Annotated in this window: 12 protein-coding genes; 1 reads left to right on the forward strand and 11 read right to left on the reverse strand. The window is 65.9% G+C overall.

Annotation, left to right across the window (positions count from 1 at the left end):
* From ABZ824_RS36985 to ABZ824_RS37035, 11 genes are all read right to left on the reverse strand, one after another.
* A partial coding sequence (locus ABZ824_RS36985) for a leucine zipper domain-containing protein (protein WP_356969355.1) occupies positions 1-363 on the reverse strand: 363 nt, incomplete at its 3' end.
* Between the two features lie 895 nt (positions 364-1258).
* Positions 1259-3163, reverse strand: coding sequence for an acyl-CoA dehydrogenase family protein (locus ABZ824_RS36990; RefSeq protein WP_356969246.1), 1905 nt, complete (start codon positions 3161-3163; stop codon positions 1259-1261).
* Between the two features lie 55 nt (positions 3164-3218).
* On the reverse strand, positions 3219-4787 hold the full coding sequence (locus tag ABZ824_RS36995) for an NAD(P)/FAD-dependent oxidoreductase (protein WP_356969247.1): 1569 nt from the start codon (positions 4785-4787) through the stop codon (positions 3219-3221).
* A 296-nt stretch (positions 4788-5083) separates the two neighbouring features.
* The gene (locus ABZ824_RS37000) at positions 5084-6154 is read right to left on the reverse strand and encodes a GAF domain-containing protein (protein WP_356969249.1); all 1071 of its coding nucleotides are present in this window, start codon (positions 6152-6154) and stop codon (positions 5084-5086) included.
* Positions 6155-6404: 250 nt separating this feature from the next.
* Complete coding sequence (locus ABZ824_RS37005) at positions 6405-6548, reverse strand: hypothetical protein (RefSeq protein ID WP_356969251.1); 144 nt, start codon at positions 6546-6548, stop codon at positions 6405-6407.
* Positions 6545-6823 (reverse strand): hypothetical protein, encoded by a 279-nt coding sequence (locus ABZ824_RS37010; RefSeq protein ID WP_356969253.1) that lies wholly within the window; start codon positions 6821-6823, stop codon positions 6545-6547. Before ABZ824_RS37010 ends, ABZ824_RS37005 begins: the two co-directional genes overlap by 4 nt.
* On the reverse strand, positions 6823-7308 hold the full coding sequence (locus ABZ824_RS37015) for a hypothetical protein (protein ID WP_356969255.1): 486 nt from the start codon (positions 7306-7308) through the stop codon (positions 6823-6825). The genes ABZ824_RS37010 and ABZ824_RS37015 overlap by 1 nt, the downstream gene beginning before the upstream one ends.
* Positions 7309-8313, reverse strand: coding sequence for a hypothetical protein (locus ABZ824_RS37020; protein ID WP_356969257.1), 1005 nt, complete (start codon positions 8311-8313; stop codon positions 7309-7311). It lies immediately after the preceding gene.
* Complete coding sequence (locus tag ABZ824_RS37025) at positions 8310-8702, reverse strand: hypothetical protein (protein WP_356969259.1); 393 nt, start codon at positions 8700-8702, stop codon at positions 8310-8312. The genes ABZ824_RS37020 and ABZ824_RS37025 overlap by 4 nt, the downstream gene beginning before the upstream one ends.
* Before the next feature lie 623 nt (positions 8703-9325).
* Positions 9326-10528 (reverse strand): cutinase family protein, encoded by a 1203-nt coding sequence (locus ABZ824_RS37030; protein ID WP_356969260.1) that lies wholly within the window; start codon positions 10526-10528, stop codon positions 9326-9328.
* 1321 nt (positions 10529-11849) lie between these two features.
* A complete protein-coding gene (locus tag ABZ824_RS37035) occupies positions 11850-12692 on the reverse strand; it encodes an SAM-dependent methyltransferase (protein WP_356969262.1) in 843 nt (280 codons plus the stop codon).
* A gap of 594 nt (positions 12693-13286) precedes the next feature.
* On the opposite strand from ABZ824_RS37035, the gene ABZ824_RS37040 reads away from it, so the two are divergent.
* Positions 13287-15863, forward strand: coding sequence for an AAA family ATPase (locus tag ABZ824_RS37040; protein WP_356969264.1), 2577 nt, complete (start codon positions 13287-13289; stop codon positions 15861-15863).
* Positions 15864-15873 lie beyond the last annotated feature (10 nt).

Here is a 15873-nt window from a genome sequence, read left to right on the forward strand (position 1 = left end):
GACCCGGTCGATACGGGAGAGTCGGTTGATGCGGCAACGCACCAGTACCGCGTGCACGGTCGAGGCTGCCATCCCGAGCCGGCCGGCGATCTGTACCGGTCCCAGCCGGTGACGCCAGCGCAGTGCGACGATGGCGCGTACGAGCTGCGGGGCGGTCTTGTTCGGGCTGGTATGCGGGCGTGAGCTGCGGTCGGTCATCCCGGCTACGCCCTCGGTCCGGTAACGGTCGGCCCACTTGCCGGCCGTGCGGGGGGAGACCATGAACATTTTCGCTGCCGCGCGGTAGGTCCAGCCGCGATCGACGATCAACCGTGCCAGCCGCAGACGGGTGATCGGGGTGAGTGTTGCGTTAGCGTGGGACACGAAGGCCTCCGGGCTCGTGAAGCGGTTCCTAGACAGCTCCACTTCACAACCGGAGGCCTTCACCTGTCAGCCGGACTCACCACAATGAGTAGACCGGACAACCTCCCTGGACATCACAGCAGCCCTGGATCGGGCATCCGGCGTATCCAGCGAGACACCACCGACTTCCCTCGAAGCGGAGCGAGATAGCCAGTGCTCGACTTCGGTCTTCACTCCTCGCTCTTTCAGAATTGGTTCCAAGCGGGCCATGTCGTGCGAACTTCGGCTTCGGCGGCGCGACACGCTGAGGTTTGCGCTTCTGCGTTTTCCTCTCCGCGAACGGCCAGCGTGCGAGGTGTTGTCTGCGCACTGTGTCGCAGGCTTAGGTGACCACACCGCTAAGACCGCGGCCGTGTAGGCGCGCCTGTGGACCATAGTCGGCAACAGAGGTGGTCGCGCCGCCGAAGTCGGGTTCGCTCGCGTTGACGGCTCCAGCCGTCCCGGCCTCGTGGGCCGGAACGGCTCGCACGCACGCGCGTCGGGAACCCTTCGATCGCCCCGTCGACTTGTTCTGGCCAGTCCCGGCGCGATCCCAGCGACGGGGACATCCCGAACTGGCCGTCTCCTCACGCAGCAGGACCGAACTCATCGACGTCGACACGCTCGTCGTTCTGGACCTCGCCCCGTCCGCGCCGGAGAAGCCACCTCCACCCATTCCTAATCCGCACCCGCCGCCCACGGCGAGGTGCCGATAACCGCGCCGAGTTGCAGTCCGGCAGGCCGTCGTGTGTTCCGTACTGATGGGGTGGATATCTCCAGGCGGTGAACGACGCCGCTTCGGCCCGCTCGACGACAGCGCGGCTCCAGCTCCACACTTGCCAACCTCCCCTATTCGGCGTATCGAAACCCGAAACGGTCAGGCCTTGCGAGGATCGGACGCGCTGCTGGCCCGCTCGGCGGTGACCTCGCTGAAATCCTCGGTGCGCCAACCCAACTGCTCGCTCCATGCCTCGATGTAGTCGGGCTGGTCGATGAGTGCGGGCAGGGGCGGGACACCGAAGGCATCGAGCACGGTGGTGTGCAGGTGTGCTGCGAGCGCGGCGTAGCGGTCGGTCAGCTGCCGCTGCACCTCACCGGCACGTTTGGCCGGCAACTGCCGGTGGGCGGCATACCAGGCGGCGTGGGCGTTGATGCGCTCGAGCGCGAACACCGCACCCAGATCCCGCAGGATGGCCTCGGCTTCGGGGTCGTCGGTGGCGGTGGCTGCCGCGATCACAGCATCGGAGGCCAGTCGGTCGGTCACGGCGATCGCCACCTCAGTGGCGGCGGTGTCGGCTCCGACGACGCCGCCCCCGGTGAGTGTGCCTTCTCTCGCAGCCGTGACGATCGCCTCCTCCCTCTCGCGCAGCATCGCGTTCCACCACGGCAGCGGTACGCGCTCGTCGACGACCCGCAGTTGGGAGATGTCGGTGTATCGGGGTGCGCGACCGGTGGCGACGAGTTCGATACTGCGACCGGCCGCCACCAACAACGCACTGTTGGCGCCCTCGGCGGTGACCGTCCCGGCCACCCGGGCAATGTAATCACCGAAGAAATTCATGCTCGATAAACCCTGCGCCCCAACAATTTCACGGCACGTTGTCAGCACGTCGCGTGCGGTGTAGGTGGCCAGGGGTTTGGCCAGCATCGCCATCGGCGCGGCAGTCGGATCCGGTTCGCCGCCTTCTCCAGTGGTGAACCGGCCGCGGGTGAAGTTGCTCAACGCGGTGGCGGCGGTGATGCGCGCGGCCGCGGAGACCAGGTCGCGCTGGATGCCGTCGCGGTCACCGAGCAGGACACCGCCAGCTGTGAGCCGCTGGCGGGCGTAGCGGGTGGCGATGCTCCATCCCGCCCGGGCGCTGGCCAGCGCCGCGCCGGCGTAGAGAGCGCGGCCGGAATCGATGGTGCCGATGGCCGCGTGGAAACGCCGGTGGCGGCTCAAAGCGCAGTGAAAGCGGCCCTCATCATCGAAATGGGCTAGCTGTCCGCACAGCAGCGCGTCCGCGGGCAGCGGCTTTTCGATGAACCGGAAGCCTGCGTGGTCCATTTCCGGTCCACCCACCGACGGCGGGAGCGCGGACAGTTCGATACCGTCGGTGAGTTGGCCGTCGGCGTCGCGCAGCACAACCAGAAACGGCCATACCCCTTCATCGATTCCGGCGACGACCAAGCGGGCCAGAACGATCCCGATCTTGGAGATAGTGGGATCAGCGATGTTCGGCATCCACTTGATCGCCGCCGCGCTCGGTGTGTGCAGCAGGAACCGGCGCTGCTGAGGTTGCCAGACCGCCTGGGTCTGCAGACCAGCCAAGTTCGTGCCGTGACCCAGTTCGGTGCCTGCGAACGCGCCGCTGGCGGTGCCGTCCTCGAGCGCGCGCAGCAAGGACTGCTGGTAGTCGGCTCCGCTACCCAAGCGCAGGATCGGTGCGATGCCGAGATTGAATCCGTGCAGCACGGTCAGCAGTCGCGGAGCGTGGATCGCGGCGGAGTCGTAGATGGCGCACAGGAGTGGGAAATTGCGGGCGATGTCGATGGCTGAGCCGCCGAGCGCGGCCACGACCTGGGCCATTAGCTCGTAACCGTAATGGGCGGTATCGGTGTAGCTGCGGCCCGGCACCGGCCGGTCATCGAGTGCGGCGATGAGGTCGCGGACGCGGCGCTGCTCGAGGGTGCCGGTACCAGCGAGGGTGTGGCGCAAGGCAGCGGGGGCCGGGCTGTGGGTGCGGGTGGAGTGGATGGAATGCCAGTAGGCGCGGCCATCGGCCGCGGCGGATGTGGTCATGACAGGTCCTCGGTGAAAGAGTGAGTGGGTGTGCGTCGCTGCTGGCTGACGCCGGTTACGACGTGGCGGTGTGTGACGGGCGTGGGAGGGTGTGCGCGCGTCGGGACGCAATCACTGGGCCGGTCGGGCGTTGCGCGAGTTCCCGTCCGCGCAGCGGTACCGGGACGAGGTCCAGAGCGGGATCACGCGCGGTCATCCGCGCGTACGCCCGGGCGGTCGACGGCCACGGCGTGACGACCCGGCCGGAGGCGGTCTTGTACCAACTCGGTCCTCCGGTAGGCCAGATGGTTCGAGAGATCGCAACCTGCAACCACCGGTCATAAGTCGCCATGGCGCGATGGCTGACCTCGAGCGCGGCCGCGCCCGAGGTTTCGCGCAGCCGGATCGCAGCCATGATGTAGCGCAGCTGGGATTCCTTCATGCCGATGTTGGATCCGGCAGCGTTGAAGGTATTCGGTCCGGCGACGAAATAGGTGTTGGGAAACTTCGGCGCGGCCAAGCCGAGGAATGTTCCGCCCCCGTTCTTCCAGTATTCGTGCAGCAGCATGCCGCCGCGGCCCACGACTGGAATCGGCTCCAGGAACTCGGTGGCGCGAAACCCGGTGGCATAGACGATCGTGTCGACCTCGTGCACGACACCGTCTTCGGTGCGGATACCGGTCGGGGTGACGCTGTGAATCGGGGTGGTGATCAGCTCGACGTTGTCGCGGCCGAGCGCACGATAGTAGCTGCGCGACAGCAGTATGCGTTTGGCGCCAATACGATGCCGTGGGGTCAGCGCGTCACGAAGCCGCCGGTCACGGACTTGCCAGCGCAGGTAGGCACGAGCGGCCCATTCGGCAGGGCGCGCCGACCATCCACCGGTCATCACCGGCGCCAGCACCAGATCGGCCGCGTAGTACACCAGTGCGCGATACAGCTCGTGGGTGATCGGGATCCTCCGCAGCAGCGCGCGGGTGAGCCACCCGAACTCGGGGCGGGGTTTGGGCAGCACCCAGGTCGGAGTTCGTTGGAACACGCGCACCTGCTCGGCGACAACCGCCAGTTCCGGGACCAACTGCACGGCGCTGGCACCGGTGCCGACGACCGCGACACGTCGGCCCCGCAGCTCTCGGGTGTGGTCCCACTGTGCGGAGTGAAACCAATCCCCGCCGAAGGTGTCGCGGCCGGGGATGTCGGGCAGATGCCGACGGTGCAGCATCCCCACGGCGAAGATCACGGTCTCGGCGTGGACGATATGTCCTTGGGCGGTGGTGAGCCGCCAGCGGCCTGTGTCCTCATCGAAGGCCGCCTGGGCGATGGCGGTGCGCAGACGCAGATGCGGGCGCAGTCCGTGGTCACCGACGACCTGGCGCAGATAGTCCAGGATATCCCGCTGTCCCGGGTAGCGGACTTCGCCGCGATAGGGTTGCGCGGTCAGCGAATACAGATGTGACGGTACGTCGCAGTTGCATCCGGGGTAGGTGTTCTCTCGCCAGACGCCTCCGACATCGTCGGCCTCCTCGAAGATCAGGAAGTCGTCGATCCCGTTCTCGCGTAGCGCGATTCCTGCCGCGAGTCCGCCGAAACCGGCGCCGACGATCGCGACTTTCGCCATGGTCTGTCGCGAATCCGGTGAGTTCATAGTTGTTGCCTCACTTGTCTCAGCTGTCGATACCCGCTCCAGCCGTTTTCCGATGTTTGGTGCGACAGTTCGTTTGTCGCTGCTCGCCCCCCGTGGCTTCGTTTGTCGCCGGTTCGTACGTGTCGGCGCGACCCGGCGGCCGCATCATGGAGGGTGCTGATGGCGGCGTGCGCAGGCGGACGCGGTGAGGCGGCTATCGGTCAGGACATGCCGCGCCCGTGGGCCAGTCGGGGCCAGTGCGAGGGCTATTTCGGCGCGCGCTGGTGGTGGTATTTGCGGTGCGGCGTGATCAATATTCATAGGACCCGCTCTGCGTGGTCAGTATTCGAGCCGGGCGGGCTGCTTGCTTGCGGCTCGGAGTCAGGCCCTGGCACGGGTCGCGTGCGCCGTGGCGCGGACAGCCGCACATCGACCATCGCCTGAGGCGCGTCCCCGCGGGTCAGGACAGTCCAGCGGGCCGCGACGACAACCCAGTCCTCCGCGTCGTCCCAGCGCATCCGCCAGTGATTTCGGGCATGCTCGGTCCCGGATAGCAACTCCGCCCGTAGGGCGGCCAGCCCGGTGATGTCCTCTGGGTGGATCGTGGGCATCTGGTGCAGCCACCGGTCCAGGGGCGGCGGCCCTTGCGAGACCCACTCATGCAGCAGGCCGGTGCGTAGATCCACCACGCCCACGGCGTGCTGGACAGGAATTGGCACCGCTCGGATCAGCCGCGTCGTCATTCCGGGGGCAGGAACTGGATACGCGTCGCTGATGTCGTGGACCAGGGCTTGGACGGTGCGGGTGCGTCCAGTACCGCTGCCGCAGGCGGCAATGGAAACATGCAGCCGCGCTTGGCTCATCACCCCTGCGGTGATGGCGGTGCCCGACCACAATTTCGGGGTAGGGGTGTCGCCGAATAGGTGCAGAAATGCGGTGCGGTCCTCGATGCGTTCGAAATGACGCATGAGGTCCGGCAGCGTGCGGTCAGCCGACCGCATCGAGTCGCTGTCCAATATCCGTTCGAGTGCGCTGGTGGTGTGAACGAGTCCGCCACCGGACGCGGTCCACAGCATGGCGCCGACCTCCGGTCGCAGCGGCACTGCGGCATCGCGCGGGCCGGCCCACAGCTGCACTGCCCACACGTGATCGTTCGGGCCGAGGACCGGGACGGCGAACACCCGCATCGCTCCCCCTGAGGGTGGGTAAAGCGCGCGCACCTGCGGCGCGCCGGTGATAACGGTCTGCTCGATGATCGCGGGAATATGCTGCGCCGCTGCAGAACTGCCCGCCACGCGCGTTCGCGCGACTCGCGAGAATCGCCGGGGATTGGCACCTTCGGCCACCACCGATCGCGGCAAGCCGGGCAGGAATGTCTCCACCAGCACCCACGCCGTCTCTTTTGGTCGGCGGAGACTATCGCTCGCCACGGCCGGTGCGGCAGCTGATTTCTGTTGGGGCCGTGAGCTCTGAGGGCCGGAGGGAATCATCGACGGCTCCTCGCGCGGCTGCGTGCGCAGTCGCGGCAGCACTGACGAGCACATCGGGGTTGATGCCCGCCGATCGTGAGCGCGACGTTGCCTATCACCGTGCCCACCGCGATGACAACCGGATAGACCGACTCGAAGATCAGCACGGTCAGCTCCCGCTGCGCTCCGGTGGCGCACCGGTGTCGGTGTGGGGGGCCGTAGGTCGTGGTGGTGGGGCGGCCACGCCGATCGCGGCGTTGATACTCACCGCCGCGACCGCGAAGGCGGCCAGGATCAGCAGATCCGCGCTCATTGCGCTACCCCACTATCGGTGACCCGCACGGCCAGGCGGATCACGCCGTCAGCCGCGCCTCCACAGCCCACCCAGTCGCCCGAGTGGGCGGGCACGAGCATCACCGTGTTGGTGCTGCTCGGCGGATGCGACGGTTCGGAATTCGGCGACCAGATCGTCGCCCATCCGACGGCGGCCGCGGCAACCACCGCGGCGAGGGCTGTGACCACACTGCTCAACGTCTGCCACCGCCTCGGCAAGGTGTCGTCATCCGGATGCTCTGTATCGCAATGCATCACGATCTCCTGCTCTCGCGGCTTGGGCGGCGGCGACCGCCGAGGAGCGCAGCGATCCGGCCCCTTCTGCGGGCACGGCGGTGCGAACCGACGGCGGGCACGACCCGGTCGCTGGTGTTGGTCAAGGCCGTCACGACGGTGTCCTGGTCACCGTCGAGGCTGGGAACGTGCACTGCGACCGGATCGCTGATCCCTGCCGCCGACAACTGCGCCACCAGCTCGTCCAGACGCATCAGGATCGGTCCGATCCCCCGTGCTGCCGGTGCACCGAGGACGATCGCCACCGCAGCGCTCGCCGACCGTGCCGCTGCTGTGATCGTCGCCAGGTCGATCTCGCCCCGTTGCTGCCGCAGCACGGTCACCGGATGCCCCTCACGCAGCAGAACGATGACGAGACCGCCTGCTTCAGCGTCGTTGTCGTCGATGACGGCGCGCGCAGCGTGCAGGGCGGCCGAGATCGTGTTGGTATTCGGCTGTTGCGGCATCTAGTCGCCTACCGCATCGTCGTGGGGCGGGAGAGGATCGATGCGTTCGCGCATCAGCCGTTCGACCTCCGCCAGTGGCGACAATGCGCGCTCTGCCAGCCGCATCGCGGCCGGTAGCTCGCCGCGGCGGCGATGGGCTTTCGCGATGAGCATCACCGACGCGGACAACTGCGCGAGTAACAGCGTCTCGCGCGCCGCGTCGTGGGCTGTGGCCGACTGTTGAGCCAGCACATACGCCGTCCGCGCAAGACTGGCCGAAGGTGCCCCGTCCGTCTTCGGCCAGGGACCGCTGCCCCGGGCCATGCCGGATCGGGCAACCTGCTCGGACGCCGTGGCCAACGGCCCACCGGAGGCGGGTTCGCAACGCAGCGACCAGATCGCGAGAACTCCGGCGACTCGGGTGGCCGACCACTGCCAGCTGTGGCGATCCGCAGCCTCGCAAAGTTGCAGGCGGTGATGGAACTGCGCGGCGTCTACCAGCGCTCGCTGCCACATCGCCGGGGAGGTCAACAGGATTGATTCCCGCTCCCATCGGCCCATGATGCGCACATGTCGCCACTCCGCCGCCGCTTCCAACCGCGCCTGTTCGCTGGAGTCCCAATCCAGGCGCAGCACCGGCAGCAGGCAATCGCCACCGAGTTCCGCGTCCGATACCTCCGGTCGCAGAAGCGTTGTGCGCGGATCGCGCAGCGAGAAACCGGCGACAGTCGAATCATTCGCGCTGAAGCGTGGCTGCAGCATCATGCGCGGCGTGCGCAGCCGACGGACGAACTCTCCCTCGCTTACGCTGGCGACCGCCGCGGCCCGCACGATCCTGCGCAGCAGATCGAACTCGGTCGCCGGGTCCGCATCGCGGCGTTCGACCTGCGCGAGTTCATGCTCCGCGCCGAGCGGCCCCGACGCGAGAAGACCATCTGCGGGCACTATCCCATAGCGCCCTAACCGGTCCGGTCCGCAACGACCATCATCGTGGTGGCGCGGCTGGCCGTCCTCGGAGGAGCTCATCGTGAATCCGCCCCTCGATGGTGGCGGCCGGGCACATCGCTCCACCCGCCGACCAGTGGCTCGGTTGCCGCATTCGAACGCCCGCTCGTGTTGTGCGCGCACCTCTTTGTGGCAGCGGAGATCGATGCTGGGGAAGTCGCAGACGCCGAGGTGCGCAGACACCCGGCGGCCGCGACGCCTACCCCCAACGACAGCACGGCCACCAGTACGAAGACCGCGTGAAAACCGTCGAGAAACGCCTCGAGCGGCCGGGCGGTGGCCATGGCTGCGATGCCGACAACACCGCCGAGCTGACTGACAGTGAGTATCCGCCAGAACGCAGCCGCACACTCCCCGGCCTCAGCCACCTCGGCGCAGATCACCGACAACGCGGTGATCGCGGTGCCCATGCCCAGTCCCACAAGCGCAACCACCATTCCCCATGCCGGCCACGCAGGTTCGGCACCCACGGCTGAGCTGCCCATGACAGCGAACCCCCCGGCGACCGACGTCATCCCGCCGGCGCACCACCACCGTGCTGAGGAGTCGTTGATGAGGTGACCCGCCACCACGGCCGCGAGCATTGCCTCCACACCCGCTGATCCGACGCAGGCGGCCGCAGTTGGCAACGACACTCCCCACACCGAGGTCAGCAGCTGCGGCGCGGCCAGCAGATAGCTAGATGTTCCCGCACCAAGGCAGAACGACACCAGACTCGCCGTCGCGAGACGCCGCCGCCATCGCCGCACCTGCAGAGCCGGACGTGGATGCCGCGCGCCGCGCGCGACGACTGTGGCTGTAGCTGCTATTCCGCAGGATGCCACCAGCCACCGGGCCAGTGGATCGCGGGCTCCGCCCTCGGCCAGGGCCGCAACGACCGCACCGACACCCAGTGAAAAACCGGTCGCGCCGAGCAGCTCCGGCAGCCCTCGCGGACTGCGCTTCGGTGACGCCATGACATGAGCTGCGGTCGTTGGTGCGGCAGCGGCGCTCGAGGCTACGACATATGGGGTGCGGTCGTGCGGTTCGGCACTCATTGCCCGTTCCCCGCAAGGTCGTGCGAGGCCGCGGCGAACCAGTCGGCGGCCTCGTCGGTCTGGCCGTTGGCGCCATACCCGGTGTGCGCGACAGTGACGGTCGCGTAGTGCAACAGGGTTGCCGGATTCAGCAGGTCCGCGTTCGCCGCGATCTCCGCGCCGACCGCGGCGCCGATCTGATTGACCAGCTTCGGGATCTGCCCTAGCGGGTCGGCAGCGATCGCGCCGACGATGTGACCGACTCTTTCCGCCGCGGCCTGGGTCTGCTCCGGCGTCGCCGTGGGAGTGCGTGGATCTGCCGCCTCCGCCAGGCGCTGCGAGACGGTTTGCGCGGGTGCATAGTTCACCTGGCCGGCCGGATCAACGGTGACATCCGACAGCAACACTGCATTGGCTGCCTCGGTTACCGTCTGGCCCCATGCCCCTGCCAGGCTGCCCGCCGCCGTGATCGGGTCCCGCAGGTCGGCCTGCGCTGCGAGTCCGGCTGCCGTGCGCAGCGCCGCGGCATGACCGGGGGCATCGCACGCCAGATCACCCGCCGCGCAGAACTCGCCCACTCGCCCGGCAAGGGCACCAAAGTCGGTGCCGCGGTCGGCGATGCCGCCGCTCCCTGGGACCGGCGACAGCCGCACCTGTGCCGTGTGCGTGCCGTCGGTGCCCGGCGGGGCACTCGGCGACGCCTGGCCCGCCAGACCCGGTATCGGCCCTGTCCCAGCCGGTCGGGTGGGATCACTCAGCAGCGCAATCGCGGCCACTCGATCCGCAGGCACCGGACCGATACCTGCGCCGATGTCCTGTGCGAAACCGGACACGACCGCGGCGCCGCCGGAGTATCCCGCGGCCGCGATCTGCGTGTGTGGGCAGTGGTCCACGACCTGGGCTGCCGTGGCGTCCAGTCGAGCGCGGGCCTGATCGGTCGAGGAGGCGAACGGATCGGTGCCCGGTCCGGTGCCCAGCACACCACCGAACGACGCTGGGTAGGGAATGTAGACGCGGTCCACGCTCGCTCCCTCGGCGAGCATCGGGGCGAATATCCGGCCGAGCATTCCCGAATCCGCCGTAGGAGAGGCGGTCGGCGACGACTCGGAGGTACCCTGCACGCCCAACACCAGCAGCGCCGGACAGCCGGGCAGCGGGACGGGGCCCTCGTCTGCGGCCGCAGCGCCGGCGCCCGTCGCCATCACAGCGGCGGTGGTCACCGCCACCGCTCCCCATGCGCCGGTTCGTGCGCTCATATGGCAGCGGCGACGCCTGCTCATGCGCTCACCGCCGCAAATGCGCGAGAAAAGGCTTCTTGCGCAGCGTCATGCACGCTGCCGAGCGCCACACGGACGTAGGTCACGATGCGAATGCTGGAATAACGCAAAGGGATTCCCCTATCAAGGATCGAGAAGCATCGGTGCATAGACACCGCAGCGAGGTTGAAGTCTTCGCGGTTTCCCGGGCTCTGCGATGAGCCCGGGAAACGTGGAGACTCCCAGGAGCCAGCCCGCAGCGTGTGGGCCGGATCCCGCCACGCCGCTAGATCACGCCGAACGAGTGCAGAAGCGAAATCCCGTTCGCCAGGAGCGACAGGCCGCTCGAGACGAGATTCGAAACTGCGTAGGCCAGGCCGAGTATGTCCATGAGTTAGGTATTCCTTTCATTACTGACGCACGATGTCCGTACATCGAAATAATGGCCGCACGATATGAACTGATCACATTTCACACCGAGCTCCAGTGGTCGCACGACAGCGAATGGAAGGGATTCCCACACACGTGCAGCGCACAGCGCAGCAACGGAGCACGCGAATTTCCCACCGCCCCCGGCGAATTGTCAGCCTTACACATCTATAAACGGGCAGATTCCCACGGCAGCTACCGCCTGGATGTCCGACCGGATACTGAATGTTCGGGCTACAAGCAGTCTTCGGCAGCAAGATGTACGTGTCAACGCTCTTTGGGTACCCACTTTGTACACATTTTGCAGAAAGACACCCAGACCGTCAGCACCACCGACATATATCGGCAAATTTCACCCACGCTGGGTACATTTTTCCTTCGCATGTTGACTGCATCCAGGTGATCGCACAGGCCTGCTCTACACTCGCACCGCCGGCGACAAAAGGGCCAGCCTACTGCGATCACCCGCGAGCCCCAGTTGCCGGACACCGGAAGGAGCGGAACGCGCCGTATTGCAATATCGGTGCGCTGCTGAACGCCTCGACTCTGACGGTGGCCGCTACAGTTGTAAATGATCGGCAACGGCGGCAATTTACCGTTGGAGTCGGACAGATCGAACCCCATACCCTCCACGTCACGACTGGCTGGGCCCCCACGTCATGGTCTACCGGCAGCGTCCGCGTCGACAGGTGACCGATAGCCAGCGCCGACGCGCTAAGACGGCACCGCGATTCTCGCGATGAGACCGACGCGGAAGTCTGGCAACCCTGCCCTCACCTCACCTGAAACTCGTGCCGAGCATCGTCCCGCCACAGGCTGCCCACCTACCCGTGACGGTAGGGGCAGTTTGGCGCTGTCACGCCGTACAGGCATACACCAGATGAGGTCCCGAATCAGTGGCGCGAGGGCCGACAGGGACCCCGTATGAGGTAAGCAGCTCGATCGCGGAGCGGTCTTCGACATGGGTGTAGCCCAATTCCTGCAAGATGTCGCGTATCTCATCTGCGGTGAAGAAAGTGAGCCACGGTTCGCCCGCTGCGGCAACGCGATCAGCACGTGCTTGCACCTGGGTAGCCGTGGCATCGTCGGGACTCGCGGCGACCGGGTAGAAGTAGTCGAAAACTACTTCGGACTTGGCGTGGCTGGCGATGTACCGGAGCGTGGCGTCGACCGATGCCCTGGTCAGGTAAACGGCAACGCCGAGCCAGATGTACACAGCACTGCGATTGCAGTCGAAGCCCGCTCCTGCCAACCCGGCGGCCAGTGTGGTGTTCTCGAAATCGACTGGAACGAAGGTCAGCGAGTCCGGAATTGCCATGCCCGCTCCGGACACGCGTCGACGCTTCCACTCCTGAGTGGTGGGGTGATCCACTTCGAAGATTCGCGCCGTTGTCCCGTCATGGCGGTAGGCGGTCGTGTCGAGTCCGGCGCCGACGATCACCACCTGGTCAGTGCCTCTGGAGATTGCGGCCGCCACGGTGTCGTCTGCGAATCGACTGCGCGCATTGATGAACAACCTCCTTTGACGAACCAGATCCGGATCCAGACCGTGGTCGAACTCCGTTTCGGCTAAGACGGATTTACCAAGGATTCTCACAGCGAAAGGATCGGTGAACACCCGTGGCTCGTCGGCGAGCTGGTGGTAGGCCCGCGCTTGCGCAACAGCCATCGCGGTTGTGCTCGGACGTCCGGTCTGCATCCTCACCCTCCCATTGCTGGACAACCACGCCGCTCGGGCGTCGGGCGCCATCAGCCCGATCAATGCTCAAATACCACCAGTGGCGCGGTCAGCATCCGGCGAACGTAGCCGGGTCGCAACATCAATCGCCCTGCGGCAGCAATCAACTCGGCTCGAGCATCGAGTCACCTCCCGATGTCCGCTAGCGACACATTGCCATAATCGTAAGATTCGCCGGAATAGAGAATTACCTACGCCTATACTTACCTATACCACTGACAAACCTTTGTGACCGATCGCCGGGCGGGAGTAATGGCACGTCCAGGTGGACACACTGATTGCAGGCAGCAAATTGGCGCACTTCGAACTGCCGAAAGGGTAGGTAGCTACCTACGGACTTACCTACCTATCATCACAGGATACGGTTGGCACGCCTGCCCGTCGTCGATCCTCAGTTGCCAGTCCATGCGGATCGACACGAGAAGGGTTCATATCGAGACACCCACGTCGCGATGGCGTTTCCGCCCCAGTCGGGCGTGAGTGTTGACAACCACGAGTTAGGTCGGCCAGCAGCACTTAGAAGACCGACCATCCTTTTTCGGTTATAGTCCGCCTATGCATAAACCAGGGGTGGGGCGTGTGGGAGGTGTACCGACCCCGACTCAGAACTTTGTCGGACGCGATCGAGAGCTGGAGCAGATCCAGGGCTACCTACTGGCCCAGCGGCTGGTCACGCTTGCAGGTCCGGGTGGGATCGGGAAAACAGCCTTGGCGGCTGAGGCGATCCGGCGCATCAGAGCCAAGGACCGCGGCACTCAGGTCCACTGGGTACCACTCGCACGGCTGCCAGCTGACGCGGACTACGCCGCAGTCGAGCGGGAGACCACCCGAATCGTGTTCCAGGGCGAGTTCTCCGGACGATCAGGGTGGGAAGCTCTAGTCGACGCATTGAACAGCGCCGGCCCCGATGAGCCAGGTCGACCCCAACGCACCATCGTTGTCTTGGACAACTGCGAGCACGTGCTTGACCCCATACTACTTTTCGTCACGGATCTCCTCGATACGCTCCCGGATCTCACCATCCTGGCCACCAGCCGGATCTCCCTCGGCTGGGCCGATGAGCGTGTAGCGAATGTTCCACCGCTGACCAGGGAACAAGCCGCCGCGTTGTTCCGGCAGCGTGTCGAGCTCACCGGCCACCAGGTGATCGGCGAGGAAGAGTCGGGGATTGCTGCTGAGATATGCCGACACGTGCATCACCATCCCCTCTATATCCGGTTGGCCGCCGCCCGGCGGCGTTACCAGTCGTTGGCCGGGATCAGAGATGAGCTTTCGGGCCGAGCCGACGACCAGCGGATGCAGTGGTCGGCCGGGCCACGTGCGGGGGTCGATCCCCGCCACAGGAAGGTCACTGACGTCATTCGGTGGTCGTACGAATTGTGTTCCGATCAGGAACGACTGCTGTTCGACCGCATGTCGGTCTTCGCATCTGGATCCGACACCCATCCCGACGACGCGCGCGCCGCCGCCGCCGATGTCGGAGCTGATCTGCATGCGATCCAAGCCGTGTGCGGTGGCGAAGTCGACGATTTCGGCGACAACAGGGATGTTCGTCAGTCGCTGCCGCGCAATGAGATACAGCAGCTGCTCGACAGGCTCGTCGATCAATCGCTGGTCACTGTCCACATCACCACATCGACGGTGCGCTACAGCCTGCTCGAGACCCTACGGATGTTCGCGTGGAAGCAGCTGGGTCGACGCTCGGATAGCAGCGGAGAAGATCAATCGGTCTGCCTGGCTCATCGACATCTGAGGTACTACCGCGATCGAGTCACCGATGCCGCAGACCGCTGCTTCAGTCCGCAAGAGCGAGAACTGCTGGACTGGGCCCGCGCATCCTGGGACAACATCCTCACTGCTATCGAAACGTCCCGCTCTTCTCCCAGCACGGCCGTGGCGGGTCTGGAAATCTGTGTCGGACTGATAGCTCTCCGTGTCCCCTTTGTACAAGGGAGAATCCAAGATATCCGGCGATTGACGGAGCGGTGTCTGCGTGCCACCGAGACGCTCAGCCCACAGCCGACGGCGCTGCAGGTATCTGCCAAGTCGGTGATCGCGTGGCTTGCCGTGCGGCAAGGGCAAGACGCTCATCGTCTGATCGAGGACTGCGTCGCCGACTGCATTCCCGATACCGACATGGCCAGCTGGCGCAAGCACCCTGAAATCGACTTCGGCCTTCCTCCGCGACTGGATTTGGCCCGTGGCACAGAAATGGTGATGCGCGATCGGGATCCGAGAGCAATCGGAGTGCTCGAGCGGGCCCGGGACAAGTTCGGTGATCTGGGCAATCGCGGCGGCGAGATGATGGCCGGCATGTTCGCCGGCTTCGCGGCGGCCCTGCTCGGATCATCGGAACAAGCTCACGCGATTTCCGAGCGTTGCCTCGAGCAAGCGCAAGTATCGGGCGCACGGTGGGCGGCTTCGTGGGCTGAGCTCAGCCGTGCCGTCGCCCTACTCAAGCATGGCGATCCCAATGAGGCGTTGGCGATCCTGGATGACGCCTTGCGTCATCAGCTGTCCGTGCGTGATCAGTGGGGTGCGGCGTGGGCGGTCGAGCTGCGGATTTGGGCATTGGCAGCCCTCATCACAAGGAACGGCAGCAGCCACACGCAGAATCCGTCTCTGGCAAGGGAGATCGCTTACCTCGCTGGGGGCATGGGCGCTGTGCGAACTCGCCTGGGCATCGACATCGCATCGATGGGGTCGTTCGCTGACCAGTCGCGCCAGGCTCGCGCGGCATCCCGCAAGGTGCTCGGTGCTGCCGCCTACGCGGATGCCGAGAAACGCGGTGCACGCCTCGACCCGGTGAACAACGAGGTGCACCGTGTCGCTCTGCGCGAACTGAGGATGAACTTCGCACCGCTGCCTGCACCCGAGCCGTGGCGCACTCTATCGGAACCCCAACTCGAGATCGCCATCCTGATTGCTGCCGATTACACGAATCGTGCCATCGCCGCACGTCGAGGCGTCTCCCGGCGAACGATCGACGCGCAAGTCGCGGCCATATTCCAGAAGCTGAAGATCAACTCGCGAAAAGACGTAGCAGCGAGCATTCCTGCACATCTCATGCCCAGAATCGACGCCGCAGCACGAGAACGGCCTTCAGCTTCGAATCCTGACGGCATGACATAGGTAAGTGACC

It is taken from the genome of Nocardia sp. NPDC047038, from assembly GCF_040644075.1.
In the GTDB taxonomy this organism is placed as follows: Bacteria; Actinomycetota; Actinomycetes; order Mycobacteriales; family Mycobacteriaceae; genus Nocardia; species Nocardia sichangensis.

Coding starts and splice junctions, on each gene's coding strand:
- ABZ824_RS37015 (WP_356969255.1), bottom strand. CDS start 7,308: ATGCCGCAACAGCCGAATACCAACACGATCTCGGCCGCCCTGCACGCT.
- ABZ824_RS36995 (WP_356969247.1), bottom strand. CDS start 4,787: ATGAACTCACCGGATTCGCGACAGACCATGGCGAAAGTCGCGATCGTC.
- ABZ824_RS37010 (WP_356969253.1), bottom strand. CDS start 6,823: ATGCATTGCGATACAGAGCATCCGGATGACGACACCTTGCCGAGGCGG.
- ABZ824_RS36990 (WP_356969246.1), bottom strand. CDS start 3,163: ATGACCACATCCGCCGCGGCCGATGGCCGCGCCTACTGGCATTCCATC.
- ABZ824_RS37035 (WP_356969262.1), bottom strand. CDS start 12,692: ATGCAGACCGGACGTCCGAGCACAACCGCGATGGCTGTTGCGCAAGCG.
- ABZ824_RS37020 (WP_356969257.1), bottom strand. CDS start 8,313: ATGAGCTCCTCCGAGGACGGCCAGCCGCGCCACCACGATGATGGTCGT.
- ABZ824_RS37005 (WP_356969251.1), bottom strand. CDS start 6,548: ATGAGCGCGGATCTGCTGATCCTGGCCGCCTTCGCGGTCGCGGCGGTG.
- ABZ824_RS37025 (WP_356969259.1), bottom strand. CDS start 8,702: ATGGGCACCGCGATCACCGCGTTGTCGGTGATCTGCGCCGAGGTGGCT.
- ABZ824_RS37040 (WP_356969264.1), top strand. CDS start 13,287: ATGCATAAACCAGGGGTGGGGCGTGTGGGAGGTGTACCGACCCCGACT.